Annotated in this window: 13 protein-coding genes; all 13 read left to right on the top strand. The window is 35.0% G+C overall.

The features are described 5' to 3' along the window. Positions 1-192 precede the first annotated feature (192 nt). The 13 genes from I589_RS17845 to I589_RS09100 all read left to right on the top strand — a co-directional run bounded on the left by I589_RS17845 (position 193) and on the right by I589_RS09100 (position 15678). Positions 193-3015, top strand: coding sequence for a BspA family leucine-rich repeat surface protein (locus I589_RS17845; protein WP_010767729.1), 2823 nt, complete (start codon positions 193-195; stop codon positions 3013-3015). Between the two features lie 331 nt (positions 3016-3346). After that, positions 3347-4963 (top strand): helix-turn-helix domain-containing protein, encoded by a 1617-nt coding sequence (locus I589_RS09150; protein ID WP_139242884.1) that lies wholly within the window; start codon positions 3347-3349, stop codon positions 4961-4963. Positions 4964-5755: 792 nt separating this feature from the next. Continuing rightward, entirely contained in the window at positions 5756-6217 is a 462-nt protein-coding gene (locus tag I589_RS09145) for a hypothetical protein (protein ID WP_010767732.1), read from the top strand. Positions 6218-6269: 52 nt separating this feature from the next. Further along, complete coding sequence (locus tag I589_RS09140) at positions 6270-6677, top strand: RNA polymerase sigma factor (protein WP_010767733.1); 408 nt, start codon at positions 6270-6272, stop codon at positions 6675-6677. 82 nt (positions 6678-6759) lie between these two features. Next, positions 6760-6951 (top strand): helix-turn-helix domain-containing protein, encoded by a 192-nt coding sequence (locus I589_RS09135; RefSeq protein WP_010767734.1) that lies wholly within the window; start codon positions 6760-6762, stop codon positions 6949-6951. Between the two features lie 168 nt (positions 6952-7119). Then, the gene (locus tag I589_RS18790) at positions 7120-7227 is read left to right on the top strand and encodes a DUF3789 domain-containing protein (RefSeq protein ID WP_010767735.1); all 108 of its coding nucleotides are present in this window, start codon (positions 7120-7122) and stop codon (positions 7225-7227) included. Positions 7228-8024: 797 nt separating this feature from the next. Beyond that, a complete protein-coding gene (locus I589_RS09130) occupies positions 8025-9392 on the top strand; it encodes an MFS transporter (RefSeq protein WP_010767736.1) in 1368 nt (455 codons plus the stop codon). Positions 9393-9603: 211 nt separating this feature from the next. Beyond that, positions 9604-10518, top strand: coding sequence for a sugar phosphate isomerase/epimerase family protein (locus I589_RS09125; RefSeq protein WP_010767737.1), 915 nt, complete (start codon positions 9604-9606; stop codon positions 10516-10518). A 54-nt stretch (positions 10519-10572) separates the two neighbouring features. Next, entirely contained in the window at positions 10573-11532 is a 960-nt protein-coding gene (locus I589_RS09120; protein ID WP_010767738.1) for an ROK family protein, read from the top strand. A gap of 214 nt (positions 11533-11746) precedes the next feature. After that, the gene (locus I589_RS09115) at positions 11747-12205 is read left to right on the top strand and encodes a C-glycoside deglycosidase beta subunit domain-containing protein (RefSeq protein ID WP_010767739.1); all 459 of its coding nucleotides are present in this window, start codon (positions 11747-11749) and stop codon (positions 12203-12205) included. Beyond that, a complete protein-coding gene (locus tag I589_RS09110; protein WP_211215219.1) occupies positions 12183-13355 on the top strand; it encodes an apurinic/apyrimidinic endonuclease family protein in 1173 nt (390 codons plus the stop codon). Before I589_RS09115 ends, I589_RS09110 begins: the two co-directional genes overlap by 23 nt. Position 13356: 1 nt before the next feature. Beyond that, positions 13357-14538 (top strand): lactonase family protein, encoded by a 1182-nt coding sequence (locus I589_RS09105; RefSeq protein WP_010767741.1) that lies wholly within the window; start codon positions 13357-13359, stop codon positions 14536-14538. Positions 14539-14565: 27 nt separating this feature from the next. After that, positions 14566-15678: a Gfo/Idh/MocA family protein gene (locus tag I589_RS09100; protein WP_010767742.1), complete on the top strand. Its 1113-nt coding sequence runs from the start codon at positions 14566-14568 to the stop codon at positions 15676-15678. The last annotated feature ends 55 nt before the right edge of the window (positions 15679-15733 follow it).

Genomic DNA, 15733 nt, shown 5'->3' with positions numbered 1-15733 from the left:
CGTTTTTCTAGTCTTAGATATCTTCTTTTTCTTAAATGATTATAGAAAAGTTACACTAAGACAATATAAGAGGAAAAAATTATACGTTAATTGGCTCGCGCTGATCAGTTCATTTGCGCTTACTGGGACAGGTATAATATATCTTTTTCTTATTTATGACCAATTAAAAAGGTGAGAGAGTGATTAAACATTATGCAGGTAAAAAAATTTTTATGTATTACAACTGTATCGACAGTATTAAGCGGTTATCTTGCTGTGATGCAAACTGGTACAGCTCAGGGAAAAGAGTCAGGTATTTTTAGCAATAATATAGATAAAACTACAGATATTAAATCACTAAACTCAAATGATCTCGAACAATTAACAGAAAATTTATCAACGAATCAGTTGAATCAGACAACAGATTCTACAAACCACGGATTTTCTTTAGAGGATGATTCTGATAGTCAAGAATTTGTAGAAAATAGTACAGAAATATTTCAACAATCTGATAGCGGAATCACACAAAAGACTACTAGTACAGAGGAAAGTTCAAATCAAACAACTTCTACGGCTTCATCTGTAGAGACACAAGCTAGTTCATCTGAAGCAAAACAGATAAACAAAGGGACTGAAAATGGTTGGAACTATGACATACGAGGAGATTATGCCTATATCACTAGTTCAAATTTGAGCGGCGATGTTAGTGTGCCAAGTACTTTAGGTGGAAAACCTATTCGATTTGAAAGGCTAGATGGGTCAGTGTTTGTTAATTATCAAAATATCACTAGTTTTAAAGTCAGCAGCCCTTTTTATGCGGAAGCTGTTAGTTTCAAAAGATGGTCTAATTTGGAAAGTGTTGACCTAAATTTGATTAGTATAGGCAATAATTCTACAAAGGAGATGTTTAGAGATCTTTCAAAATTAAAAAGTATAAATTTGTATGATCTTGACACATCTAATATTACTGATATGAGCGGTATGTTTTATGGTTGTACTAGTCTGACTACACTAGATGTATCGAAGTTTAATACATCGAATGTCATTGATATGGCCAGTATGTTTTATAGTTGTACTAGTCTGACTACACTAGATGTATCGAAGTTTAATACATCGAAAGTTACTGATATGACCGGCATGTTTTACAACAGTAGCAATCTCAGTACACTAGATCTCTCGAGTTTTGATACGTCCAGTGTAATTAAAATGTCTTTCATGTTTTCTTTATCAGGCGTTAATACATTAGATTTATCACACTTCAATACATCGAATGTCAAAAATATAAGTTATATGTTTTCTTGGTGTGGAAACCTCACTTCTTTAAACGTATCGAATTGGAAAACGACTAATATTACTGATATGAGTAACTTATTTGCTAATTCAGGGCTTATTAGTTTGAATTTATCAAATTGGGATACTTCAAATGTTACTGATATGAGCAACATGTTTTACAACTGTAAAAGCCTTAGTAATTTAGACTTATCGAATTGGAATACGTCTAATGTTAACAATATGAATACTATGTTTAGTTATACGGGCTTAACTAGTCTAAATGTGTCGAGTTTCAATACGTCCAAGGTTACGAATATGGCGGATATGTTTACACATAGCTTAAAGCTTACTAGTTTAGATTTATCAAATTGGGACATGTCGAATGTTACAACTATGTCCGGAATGTTTAGTTATTGCATCAGTTTAAGCACTTTAAATGTATCAAACTGGGATACGACTAAAGTTAAGGATATGAGAAATTTGTTTTGGAACACAAGTATAACTAGTTTGGATTTATCAAATTGGAATACGTCCAATGTTACAACAATGTATGGCTTATTCTCGGAGTGCAGTAATCTTAGAAGTTTAGATGTATCGAGTTGGGACACGTCTAAAGTTAAGGATATGACTAATATGTTTAATAATACAAGCTTAACTAACTTGGATATATCAAATTGGGATACTTCCAGTGTTACGAATATGCAAGGCATGTTTTCTGATAATTTAAAATTAATTAGTTTGGAAGTGCCAAATTGGAACACTTCTAACGTTACTAATATGAGTGGCATGTTTATGCTTTGTCCTAAATTTAAAAAACTAAATGCTTCAAACTGGGATACCTCCAGCGTGACTAATATGGGCTTTATGTTCACAGTTCAGACTACTGATCCTGAACAAGTTTTGCTTGTTCAAACGAATGATCCGAAACTACTAACTTATGATTACTATAGTGTGGATAGAAGGATACCAGGTGGTCCTAGGTTTAACCCTGATGGTGGAGTGTTCCCTGATACAACAGACATTAACAAGTCATATTTTTCAAAAGTTGCTATGACTACTAATGAATACAAGAATAAAAATACTTTGTCATCCTTAGAGGAGTACGTAAAAAAAATAGAACCCACTAAGGAAGGTTCTGATTTTATAAGCTGGACGAATTCTTCTGGTAAAAATATTGATGAGATCACGAATATCTTTGATGAAGTGGATACCACATACACTGCTAACTGGCAACGAAAAAATGATCCTAATATTCCTGACGGAAGTACACTTCCAGACAATGTGAATCCAAATAGTAGATTAGGAATAGCCTATTATCCAATTAAATTATCAATTCCAAAAACGGAGTTAAATGAATCTGGCGAACAAAACATTCCAATTCAGACAACCAGCATACATGTGGGTGTAAAAGATTATTATGCTAATACTTCTTGGACTCTTAGAGCTCAACTAAAATGGGATAAAAATGAATTTCATGGCAGTTCTATTCAAAGTGATAATAATGGAAAAGTGTACAAGAATGAGAACAACGGGAACGACCCTTTTACAGATAATGATTTAAAAGATACTACCGAAGCAAGAGGTGAAAGATACCCTACAATTGATGAGTCGGAATCAACCATTATGAGTGCTACTAATGGGAAAAGGACAGGGGTTTATGATTACTCTCTAGGTAAACTAACTTTAGTCATTCCAGAAACAAAATATATAGAACCAAATCAATATAGTGGGACTATTCAATGGAACTTGGTGGCAGCACCGTAGTAAACGACTGAAAAAAGATTTAGATTCTCTATTATTAATTTTCATTGTCAATTGAAACTGACAGTGTGGTATTGAAACACTTAAGGTTGAATTCACTTCTACTTTAAGTGTTTTTAAACTAATCAGGAGAAGCGTAAGAGTTATATCTAAAAAAGTACTTTCTTATGAAGTAACTTTACTGAAGTCAAATTGATTCCCATTATTATCAGCGTATGTTAATACGAAATTTACTATGTAGTATATGCATAGTAATCACACTTACATTGATGTTTAAGAGCATTTAAAAGTAGTTTTTCTAGGGCTGAAAATATTTTTCTTGTACGGTATACTTTTGATTGCATTTGTGAAATTAAGACTGTTTAGAGAGGTGATTGAGAAGTATTGTGAATTAATAGCGATTGCTAACGAGTTCAAACTAAAGAGATATCTTTTTGTCAATAAGGTGGCTTTGATCTCGTTTACGATATTGAAGAATCATTTGTGCTTAATCGGTCCTGTAAACAATAGCTCAAAATATATGGAGGTATTAGATGCTTTTTATTTTGGAAAAAAAAATGAAAATAAAGTCGAAATTTGTAAAATAATGCTGTTTCTTAAAGAAACTGAAGCTTGTTCACTCAAGAATCTTAGTGAGCAAACAACCGTTAGTACAGTTACTATCAGAAATTTAATTAAGGAAATAAACAGTGACTTGGATGGTAATATCCATATTGAAATACAAAACAACCTTGCTGTTTTAATTGAAAATAATTATAACATTGAACAAATAATCGATTTTTATAGTCTTAATGATATGGGGTATAAAATTTTAGAAAGTTTACTCATAAAATCCAATATAAACACTATACCTCAGTTGGCTCAAAATTTATTTATCAGCGTACCACAAGTATACAAAGTCATAAGATCGCTTAACAAACATTTATTGCCTTACCATGTTTCAATTGCTCTTGACGAGATAATTCATTTAAAAGGAACCGAAGCAACAATAAAGAACGTACTCTATGAATTAATATCCTTATCCAATAAGTTGGGCGAGAACCTAAATATGAATCCTGAAAAGAATCTATTAAGAAGACAAGTGAATATCATTTTTGCTCAGTATGGGATAATTGCTAGTTCATCAAATATCATGTCTTTTGCTAATTGGATATTAACTTGCTTGAATTGGAGATATGTTTTAAAGAAAAAAAACGTAATTATTACAGGGAAAAAACCCTACGATAACTATCCTTTTCATTTAGATACAGAGTTCGTAGAAATAGGAACTACTGTATTGAAAAATTTAGGACAAAACAATTCTAATGACAAAGAAATTAGAGACTTATATCTAGGTCTTACAAATATTGTACTCAAATTTTCATCACCATCAGATGCCTTGTTTTTCCAAAATAATTTTATTAAATGGGATTCTTCTGATTACAAATTGAAAAACTTTATCGATTGTTTGAATAAGTTGATTGTAAAGAAGAATAACCAAGACTCTACGAATTTCCCTTTAGATTCGTATGTGCTATTTATATTGAATTACTTATCTTATTTCTTCATTTCCTGGAAAGAGAATTTAGAATTATATAAATATATCTATGGAACTAGACCTGTTAATTATGACATGGTAGATAAGCTATGTAAAAAATACCTAGATTTAAGCGATGAATTTACCAAAGACGTTTATATAAAGCATTTTTGTTTAATGATTGATTATTATAATTTGCACAACAATGATGACATATTGATGAATAAAAGGTTTATATACGAATCCATTCTAGGAATTGATACTGAGAACCTTATGTTAGCCAAGATAATTTCTCTATTTGGGACGACTACAAATCAAACAAATCCCAATATTGAGTATATATATATAGTTGATGATATTCGATTAATTAAAGACTCACACAAAAAATATATGTTACTACAGGACTTCTTAAACTATATAAAAGAACTTTTTTAGATTAGTAATTATCAGTGGTGTCTAAATTAATGTAGTTTACTTGGGGAATTATAAATGATGTGATATAAAGATGGTCTTACAATTCGAAGCGATTCAATAGGATAACTAGGCTGGCTGTCTAGTTATCTAATACATAGATTTCAAGATTTTAGAAGGCAACTGTTGATGCGAAAAAGATATAGGTATCTATTTGCTATTGATGAAATAATCAAAAATAGAAAAAGTATTTTCGACTTTATAAGTGTCGATCACAAATATCAGTTTATCGCTTAAATCTCTTATCGTGCTGAATAAAAGTTGTCGGTGTAATAAAAATAGGTGAAGTTATCTATCAAATAATAAAATCGAGAGTTTGTGACACCTAAGCAGGGAAAAAGGTAATGAAGGAATTGGTGCAAGAAGATGTTTGGGTTTTATGCAGTATGAAATCGTGGTACCAACAAAATGATTGCAACAATGAGAGATCAAAAATTATGGATATTGAAAAAAATCATATAAAAATAGGATATCCAGTAATGTAATTGTCATTGAAGTAGAAGTTAAGTTTGAAAGACTGAATAGAAGTGTAATGAGTGAGGAAAAATGTGTTTATCATTATCGAGGAATGAGGGTAGCCTATGTCACTTTTTAAGAAAGATGGTATTACCTGGGCACTAATGATGATTTAAGTAAAGTAACAATTGCTAGAAAAAGTTGAGGAAAAAAATTTGTCTGTTTTAGATGAATTTTCGATTTGAGTGTCCAGTTTCATATGGTCCTTTTGTTTTTAGTAATGAAAGGAGAAGAAAGAATATGGATATTCGTGATGAAAAATGTCGAGTGTACGAACAGCTGAAATTGTTGATGGAGGAAAGGAGGGAACTTTCAAGGCAGTATTATGATTTAAAAGAATACTTAATTCATTTAGAGGACAATCAGATCACGAAAAAAACTAGTGAAAAATTACATCGTGAAGTGAAGCCAATAAATATAAAAAATGAAAAAGAGCTTCAGGATTTCTTTACTCAGCGAAAAACAATCGGCAAACTTCATCGATCTTACAAAGATTATGGGTTTATTATTGCATCAATTTTGAAAGAGTCAGGCAAGCCATTATCATCTAAACAAGTATATCGTAAGTTGACGGAAATGTGTGATGTTGTTCCTGATTATCGAAACTTAGTAAATAATATTCTTCCAAAAATTAATCGAGATGAATCACTCCCCGTTGAACGTGCTATGAGAGGATATTGGCAATACAGACTCAAAACCTAATTTGTCCGTATATCTTTTTCCTTTCGCATTTTCAAGGGAAGAAGTGACAGCGATGAATCAGAACTTTGATAGTGTAAATTACGAAGCTAAAATTATTAGTTATATTCAAAAAACAGTTCATAATACCGCAATTAATTATTTTGTTAAAAAAAGCAGGCAAAAAAATGTTGAATTTATTCCTGGGCAAAAGGTTCTTGATTATTTAATCGAAGAACAATCTATTTTCCCCAAAGAAACCATAACGGTAGAATATAAAAATTTTCCAATAGATTTTTCTAATTTTGACTTAGCTATTGAATTTCAGGGATTATCTAAGTCAGATCAATCTCTACTAATCCAGAAATATATTCTTGGATATTCAGATTATGAAATTTCCATTCGATTATCCCTTACCAGACAAGCAGCAACAAAAAAGCGTCAACGTATTTTAAAGAAGATTCGAGAGCGATTAATGCGCTAATCCTAACAATCTATATGATTCGTGATCCTCCTAAATCACTCCTGATATCATTTGAGTGATAAGTTAATGGAGGATGCATGATGTGAAATCTTTAGTAGAACTCGTTATTCTTGTACAAAAGAATGATGAGGAGGCGTTTGCTCAAATTGTTAATAGTTTTAAACCTTTATTAGTTAAGGAATCTTGTAGAAATGGAAAATTTGACGAAGATTGCTACCAAGAGTGCTTGATCAGACTATTTTTAGCATTGAAAAATTTTGAGATCCGAAAATGATTTATTTTTGAAACATCAGTTCATTTTTTGTGTAATTTGTTTTCATGAAAGGTAGGTCTATTTAAGTTGGCCTATCTTTCTTTGATGGAAGCAATGATCATTTTTATCTAAATTATGTTTTATGACTTTAGTTCAACAGAAGAGATTTGAAAGGGAAGAGGTCTTATTATGTTACTATTTCTATTAGGGGTATTTTTAGGCGGTGTATTAGGAGTAATTATAATGAGTTGTTTAGCTACTGGAAAATATGATGATATAACTTCTAAAAGGGAATAGCTTTTACATAGATATATGGGACTAAATCAATATCACTAAGATTTGTTTCACTATCATTGTGGTAACACGATAAGACTTTGTTAACAATAATTATTACTACTGTTATCTATATGGAATGACAATACTTTTTTTGACAAAAACTATAAGTTTTCTTGGATTATCTTTGAAAATTGGTCCTCTCGGATATGATTCAAAAGAAGACTTTTTAGATAAATCAAAAAGCTATTTCGGATTAGGCGAGACGAGACGTACCATAAATGATGATATTTTTTTGGTATACAAAAATTTCTGCTAAATTAACTACGTAAATCATCACCTATTTAATAATTAAAATATGTAGAAAAACAAATTAGTTCTTAAATTATCTATCTAGTACTGGATAATTTGAGGGCTTTTTTAGTATCCGAATTAGACTTAGTTATTTGTTCTTATGGGTTAATGAAACCAAATGCTGATATTATCTTAAAGTAATATTGTATTATTATTTTTGTCAAACTAGCACGCCTTCTAATTACTAAGCGCGAATCCTCATTTATATTCTGAATCTTGCGCTTTTTCTTTCTTTTAAATTCCTATTTTTGTAAAAGGCTTTCTTAAACAGTTGTTTTGTGTAAAAAAAATATAGTTAGAGAATCTCAAAAAGACTAAATTTGACTATATACAAAAAAGGAGGCAGTAGGAATATTCCAACTGAACGGATTTGTTTAATGCTTCAGTGGAGACAATAATGGCCAAATAGTAACTGGTCTTATTGGAGGGATTTGTTTGATATCAGAATATAATTATGGAGGGTTTCGATGAATCAAAAAGTATTAAATTCATTTCTTGATAACAGCAAGTTTAATGGATTTCATAAAGTATTGTTGGCTATTGGCTTTTTTGTCATCACGTTTTCTGGGTATGAGTTGTCAGTTTTCGGATCTATCGTACCGGTAGTTATCAAAGAATGGAATATCAGTACGACACAGGTTGGTTTTATTGGAAGTTCAGCTATGTTTGGGATGATGCTAGGGGCCATTTTACTAAGTTTTTTAGCAGATAAGTTTGGAGTAAAGAAATTATTAATCGTATCTATTTTTATCTTCAATTTTTTCATTGTATGTGCAACCTTCACTAATAGTGGGTTAATGTTTGGGATTTGTCGATTTATGGCTGGTGTTGGCAGTGGGGGAGCGACTCCAATCGTTATCTCCTTGTTAACGGAATATTCCCCAAAAGCAAACAAAGCAAAGATGGTTGCTTTTGCTATTTGTGGAAACCAAATTGGAGGAATCTTAGCTCCATTAGTGGCTATGAATGTAATGCCACAATTTGGATGGAAACCTGTATTATGGCTCTCTATTTTACCTTTGTTACTAATCCCTGTCTTCATTAAAGTGATTCCAGAATCAGCACGTTTTTTATCTCAAAGTAACCAAACAGACAAATTAAACGCGACATTAACTAAAATTGATCCTAATTATCAAGCGGTATTGGAGACAACTAAAGAAACGATTACTTTTGATGCTGAGGATGAAAAAAACGTAGAAAAGGTTTCTTACCTAAAGTTATTCAACAAGCGATATGCACTAGGAACAGTTCTTATTACGTTAATTTATATTTGCGGGCTACTTACCATTAACGGTGTGAACGTTTGGTTGCCACAGGTTATGAACTCAAATGGCTATGCATTAGGCTCTAGCTTAACGTTTTCCGTGGTATTAAATTTAGGCACGCTTTTAGGCACCGTTCTTTGGGCAATTATGGTAGATAAAGTTGGCTTTAGAGTGTTGATGCCAATCATTTATTCTGTTGGAGCAATCAGCTTGTTTGGTATGGGGATTAAGGCAAATCTTTTGGTTCTTTATCTGTTTGTTGGTTTAATCGGTATGTTTGCATTTTCGGCACATTCATTAATGAATACATTTGCGTCTCAATATTATCCAGCCGAAATTCGTACTACAGGAGTAGGTTTTGCGAATGCGACAGGTCGAATTGGTGGAATGTTAGGGCCAATCGTTGGTGGAATGTTGCTTACAGCAAATGTCTCAATCACTATGTGGTTTTTGGTTTTTGCGATACCAGGTATTGTTGCCGCTATATCAATAACGTTAATTAATATTCAAACTAAACATTTTAAACAAAAAGAAAATGTGATTCCAGAAAATACGGTTGTGGAAAAATAAGTTCTTATAGCAATCAAGCGACTTTGCTTGATTGCTTTTTTTGTCCGCAAAGCAAGATTTAACTATTAAATTTTGTTCTATACGGAATGAATCATTTTCAGAACAAAAATAAGGACAAATATTTCAATGAATATTGAATAAAACTTCCAATGCTTTAACAGTTTGAGGACATTAGAATAAAGGTATGAAAGAACAGAAAGAAGGAAAAATCATGAAATTAGGAATCGTCAGTGCGATTTTTGATCAAAGTAATTTCGAAGAGATGATTGATATCGTAGCAGAAAATGGTCTTGATTGCGTCGAGGTTGCTTGTTGGCCACTGGGAAAAGCTGAGCGTCGCTATGCGGGTGTTTCGCATATAGACACTAAAAATTTAACCAAAGAAAAATCAGAAGAGATTTTAGCCTATTGTAAGCAAAAGAAGGTAGAAATCTCTGCTTTAGCTTATTATCCAAATCCGTTAGATGAAAATTTAGAAAAACGCCAAGAAGCGATCGATCATTTGTACACCTTGATCGATGCAGCGAGCTTAATGAACATCAATTTAGTTACGACATTTGTCGGGCGGATGCAAAGTAAATCGGTCTCTGAGAATTTGAAGGAAGCAGCTAAAGTTTGGAATCCAATTGTTAAATACGCTGAAGAGAAAAAAGTAAAAATCGCGATCGAAAATTGTCCGATGCTTTTCACTGAAGATGAATGGCCGGGAGGGCAAAACATTATGACTTCGCCTAGTAATTGGCGAAAAGTATTTGAAGTAATTGATAGTGACTACTTTGGGATTAATTACGATCCATCCCACTTTATTTGGCAGCAAATCGATTATATTCATCCTTTGTATGAGTTCAAAGAGAAAATTTTCCATGTTCATTACAAGGATATCAAAGTATATGCTGATAAGTTAGCTGACGTTGGCGTGATGGCTACACCGTTAGAATACATGAGTCCGAAATTACCAGGTTTAGGTGATGTTGATTGGGGTCAATATGTGTCTGCTTTAACGGATATTGGTTATGAAGGGTATACGTGTATTGAAGTAGAAGATAAAGCTTTTGAGAAAACTTATGAGGACGTCAAAAAGTCTGTTACCTTAAGTACGAAGTATTTACGAAATTTCATTATTTAGAGAATTTTAGCGAAGAGGACGAAGTATTCGTTCTCTTTTTTAGGAGGAAAAGCAATGATTAAACAAATGATTGGTATTGATATAGGTGGAACAACGATTAAGTTGGCTTTGATCGATGTTTATGGAGAGATCCATAAAAAATGGCAAATCCCAACCAATATCACTGAAAATGGCAGAAATATACCGACTGACATCGTTCGAAGTATTCAACAAACGATGCTTGAACAAAACGATCAGCAAGCAGAAATTATTGGGATTGGTATCGGAGTTCCCGGACCGATTTCACCTGATGGGCAGATAGTCGTTCGTGCAGTGAATCTAGGTTGGGAAGACATGCCGTTGAAATCGGCGATTGAAAAGGAATTAGATATTCCTGTTGTACTTTTAAACGATGCGAATGCGGCAGCTCTTGGTGAGATGTGGAAGGGAGCTGCGAGAGGAAAATCTAATTTGGTCTTTGTTACTTTAGGGACAGGCGTCGGTGGAGGAATTATTCTAAATGGAAAAGTGATTAATGGTGTTCATTCTTCTGGCGGTGAAATTGGTCATATTCCTATTTATTCGCAAGAACAAAGAACCTGCGGCTGTGGGAACACAAATTGCTTGGAAACTTTCGCTTCTGCAAATGGACTCGTAAAAACGATGCAGAATATGATGGAAGAGAATCAAGAAAATCTTTCTGCGGTTGATGTTTTTACTTGGATTGAGGCAGGAGACCAAAAGGCCATGACTGCTTTAACGATTACAGTAAATTATTTAGGTCAAGCCATCGCTGGAATCATGAATACGGTTGATGCGGAGGAGGTAGTGATCGGCGGCGGGTTATCTGGAGCCGGTGACGCGTTGTTAATTCCATTGAAAGAAAAAATTGATCAATTCATTTTTCCGGCGATTCGTGGAAACTACAATGTAAGTAAAGCGCAACTCGGAAATGATGCGGGAATCTACGGAGCTGTCTATTCGTATCTGTCTAGTAATGAGATACTGACTATGGAAGAAACGTTACTAAGATGACAAAAAGAAAACAAAAGATTGTGACAAAAAGAGTGCTCATAAACGGACAAGACAAAATATGATAGTTAAATTTTGTCTTTTCATAGAAGCAGTTTAGTCGGGATAAAAAAAGAAGAGTGAAATTGCAGTATTAATGGGTAAAAATGAAATGGAGCGCACTTACAAAATAGCTTAAATTATGAGTATAGCAAATAACAAAAGGGAGGACATTTAGATGTTCGATAATTTTTTAATTCGAAAAGACAGTTTGAAAAACGATGTTGACCAAGATGGCAATATCGTGGGCTTTCAATTTGCAGCAAGAAACGCTAACTACCGAGGAGTATTTTTATCCCTTCACAATGGCTACTATATCAAAGTAGATGACACTGAATACCCAAGAGAATTACAGACTTTTGAAATCAATGGAAAAGAACCTCGTGATTTTGAAGAAATTAAAAAAGCTGTTTGGGAGCACTGGGATTACGATGACGAGGGAATCGTCCATGTGCAAAAGCCAGGTGGATTAACTCCAGGGAAACACATTTTAGCCTTTCAGCAATCTGTTCTGGCTGCATACGGATACATGCCAACAGATGAAGAATGGGTGAAAAATCCTCCAGTTCCGGGCTCCGGCGCAGGATCAGATAAGACACGTAATATCGTAAAATATGAACTGGAATTACAAGCATAGAAGGGAGCAGTTAGTAATGGGAAAAATCAAACGCGGCGTTTCATTTTACAGTTACCAACAAACGCAGTTTTTTAAAGAATTAGATTTAGAAGGACAGGTCAAAGAAGTTGGCACAAATCTTTTTGGAGCGGATGGAATCGAGATTTTAGATGAGATGTCTCTAAGACAATATCCAAATCCGCCAGAGGAATTTTTCGATCAATGGTTTGAATGGATGGATAAATACAAGACGACTCCTGTGACTATGGATGTTTTCCATGATGTATTGCAATTTCGTGATCATGTGATGAGTTATTCAGAATCAGCAGAGCGTTTGAAAAATGATATTCGCTTGGCGAAACGCTTAGGCTTCAAAAATGTTCGGACACTAGCAACTACACCAGTTGAAATCATGATCGAAGCCTTGCCTGTCGCGGAAGAATGTGACATCAAATTAGGCAAAGAGATCCATGCGCCGATTCCGATCAATGGTCAGTATGTCAATGAGATTGTGGAATACGCTAAGAAATCTGGAACCAAACATTTAGGACTCGTTCCTGACTGGGGCATCTTCGCTTTTCGCCCTTCTGAAGCGGCGTTGGAATGGTACATGCGTCAAGGAGCCAAACAAGAAAGCTGTGATTTAGTTGTTCAATTATGTATGGACAATCATCTAGGCAAGAGCAATGAGTTAAATGAAATTGATCTTTCATTATATAGTGCAGGGAATGTCCAATCTTTGTTCCATCGCTATTTGAAGCATGATGAAGCACCAGCTGATTTATTGCCAGCCTTCAAAAAAATGCAACAAATGATCCGTGACAATGTGCCAGATTATACAGATATTGATTTTGAAGTCATGTCACAAGCACTATTGCTTTCTAGAACGAAACCAGAGGACTTAGGTGCGATCATGCCTTACATCGTGAGCATCCACGGTAAATTCTACAATATGTCTGAAATTCCTGGAAAACCTGGTCAATACCAGGATATCGCCATTGATTACGAAGGGCCAATCAAGTTCTTGAAGGAAAACGGTTATGAAGGCTATATCAATTCGGAGTACGAAGGTCAACGTTACTACCAAGATCGGACCGAAAAAGAATTAAACAGTGAAATCGAACAAGTGAGAAGACATCAAGAAATGCTAAAAAGATTGATTGGTGAATAGGATGAATAAACAAGAAATCATTTATGTAGGCGCGTGGGGCGCGGACATTCAAGGCGTGAATAACCCTGAAGCAGGCGATGGCGGGATCAAGGCCTATGATGCGAAAACGTTTGAATTAGTCAGCAAAGTAACGCCAGATGTCAATGTCGGCAGTATGGCGGTTGCTAAAAATGGTCGCTATATCTATGCCACGGATGAGCGCAAAGATTTAGGTGGCGTGCACGGAAATGGCGGAGGTATCGCTTCTTACTCGGTAGATGAGGATGGAAAGCTTTCCTTTTTGAATGAAGTCTCTTCAGCTGGAGCCTATCCTTGCTATATTACGGTAGATAGTCAAAACAGATACGCCTTTGCGGCTAATCATGGCAATCATGAAGAAGTCATTACTCGCAGTGTGCGAACAGAACAAGGAACATATGTAGCCAAACGCTTCTTTGATGAAGGCAGTATCGCGATGTTTCCAATTAATGCAGATGGAAGTCTAAGTGAGTGCTGTGAACTGAAAGTGTTGGAAGGCTCTAGCGATTTGCCGTTATTCCAATGGACAAGTCATCCTCATAGTGTTTGTCTCGATCCAACCGAAAACTATCTGCTTTGTGCAGATAAGGGTTGTGATTTGATTCATGTTTATAAGATCGATTACGAAGAAGGAACCTTGAACGAAATCTGGGCTCAAGAAACAGAAAAAGGATCTGGGCCAAGACATATCGCGTTTCATCCAACACAGCCAGTTCTTTATTGTAACAGTGAGCAAAACCATACAGTCCATAGTTACTCTTTTAATTCAAAGACAGGCGAGATGAATCATTTGGAACGTGCAGTTACAGTGTCGGATAACTATCAACCAAAGGACGATCCAACTGATATCTTCGCTCATAATCAAACAGCCGATCTAAAAATACACAAATCCGGTAACTATTTATATGTCTCAAATCGCGGTGATGACAGCATTGCAGCTTACCGTTTGAGCGAGAACGGAAAAATGGAATTGATCGAAATCGTTTCTTCAGGCGGAGCGATACCTCGCAGCATTAATTTTGATTTAGCGGGTAATCATATATATGTAGTGAATCAACGTTCAGGGACTATCAATAAATTTTTAGTCGATGAAGCCAATGGAAAACTGACAAATACAGGTTCAGAAATTCAAGTAAATAATCCAGTGAATATTCAATTTGGTTAAGACCATGTAGCAGAGAGGAAGAGAAAAATGGAAAAACTAAAAATCGGTATTATCGGAACAGGAGGTATTTGTAACAACAAACACCTTCCATCCTTAGAAAAAGTAGCAGATAAAGCGGAAGTCGTGGCATTATGCGATATCGAAGAAGAAAAGGCGTTAGCAACTGCCGAGCGTCATAATCTGAAGGATGTCAAAATCTACACAGACTATAACGAATTATTGAAGGACCCAAGTATTGATATCATCCATGTTTGTACACCAAATGTTTCTCATTGCGAGATCACAGTAGCAGCCTTCGCTGCTGATAAGCATGTGTTATGTGAAAAACCAATGGCAGCGACCACAGAAGATGCGCGTAAAATGATGGAAGCTTGGAAAAAGAGCGACAAGAAATTTACTGTCGGTTACCAAAATCGTTTCCGTCACGATGTGCAAGTCTTGAAAAAGGCCTGTCAAGCTGGAGATTTAGGAGATATTTACTACGGAGAAGCGAATGCAATTCGTCGTAAAGCTGTACCTACTTGGGGCGTCTTCCCAGACAAATCCAAACAAGGTGGCGGTCCCTTGATTGACATTGGCACGCACGCCTTAGATATCACATTGTGGTGTATGGATAACTACGAAGTGGATAGCGTTAGCGGTCAAGTCTTCTATAAATTAGGTAACTTACCGTCAGCGGCGGAAGGCAATACCTATGGCGCTTGGGATACTGAAACCTTTGAAGTAGAAGACTCAGCGATGGGCTTTATCAAATTCAAAAATGGTGCGTTGATTAACCTGCGAGCATCGTGGGCATTGAACTATATGGATGCCAGAGAAGCAGCAACGACGCTTTGTGGGACTTTAGAAGGTGCCGAAATCAAATATGGCGGCAGCTACGAAAATGCGGAATTATGGTTCAATCATACTCGTCATGGAAAAATGAGTGAAGAAACCTTATCTGGTGAAGCCTTAGTGGATTACTTCGAAGGAGTCAATGAACCAGCTGGTGTGGCGGAAGCAAAGCAATGGATTGATGCGATTTTGACAGATGGCGAGCCGTGTGTGAAGCCAAGTGAAGCTTTCAAAGTTACACAAATCTTAGATGCGATCTATCAAGCTTCGGACGGGAACCAGACAATCAAATTAGCGATGGAATAAGCTGAATAAGGCGGTCAGGGATTGACCGTCTTTTTTGAAAAAGAAAGGACGGAAT

It is taken from the genome of Enterococcus phoeniculicola ATCC BAA-412 (assembly GCF_000407505.1).
GTDB lineage: Bacteria > Bacillota > Bacilli > Lactobacillales > Enterococcaceae > Enterococcus_K > Enterococcus_K phoeniculicola.
This window is presented reverse-complemented; position numbering and strand designations above follow the sequence as displayed.

What these genes read in the sequence shown, in the direction of transcription:
- I589_RS09110 (WP_211215219.1), top strand. Translation starts at nt 12,183, where the DNA reads ATGAACTGGAATTACAAGCATAGAAGGGAGCAGTTAGTAATGGGAAAA.
- I589_RS09130 (WP_010767736.1), top strand. Translation starts at nt 8,025, where the DNA reads ATGAATCAAAAAGTATTAAATTCATTTCTTGATAACAGCAAGTTTAAT.
- I589_RS09125 (WP_010767737.1), top strand. Translation starts at nt 9,604, where the DNA reads ATGAAATTAGGAATCGTCAGTGCGATTTTTGATCAAAGTAATTTCGAA.
- I589_RS09100 (WP_010767742.1), top strand. Translation starts at nt 14,566, where the DNA reads ATGGAAAAACTAAAAATCGGTATTATCGGAACAGGAGGTATTTGTAAC.
- I589_RS09120 (WP_010767738.1), top strand. Translation starts at nt 10,573, where the DNA reads ATGATTAAACAAATGATTGGTATTGATATAGGTGGAACAACGATTAAG.
- I589_RS09105 (WP_010767741.1), top strand. Translation starts at nt 13,357, where the DNA reads ATGAATAAACAAGAAATCATTTATGTAGGCGCGTGGGGCGCGGACATT.
- I589_RS18790 (WP_010767735.1), top strand. Translation starts at nt 7,120, where the DNA reads ATGTTACTATTTCTATTAGGGGTATTTTTAGGCGGTGTATTAGGAGTA.
- I589_RS09115 (WP_010767739.1), top strand. Translation starts at nt 11,747, where the DNA reads ATGTTCGATAATTTTTTAATTCGAAAAGACAGTTTGAAAAACGATGTT.
- I589_RS17845 (WP_010767729.1), top strand. Translation starts at nt 193, where the DNA reads ATGCAGGTAAAAAAATTTTTATGTATTACAACTGTATCGACAGTATTA.
- I589_RS09145 (WP_010767732.1), top strand. Translation starts at nt 5,756, where the DNA reads ATGGATATTCGTGATGAAAAATGTCGAGTGTACGAACAGCTGAAATTG.
- I589_RS09140 (WP_010767733.1), top strand. Translation starts at nt 6,270, where the DNA reads ATGAATCAGAACTTTGATAGTGTAAATTACGAAGCTAAAATTATTAGT.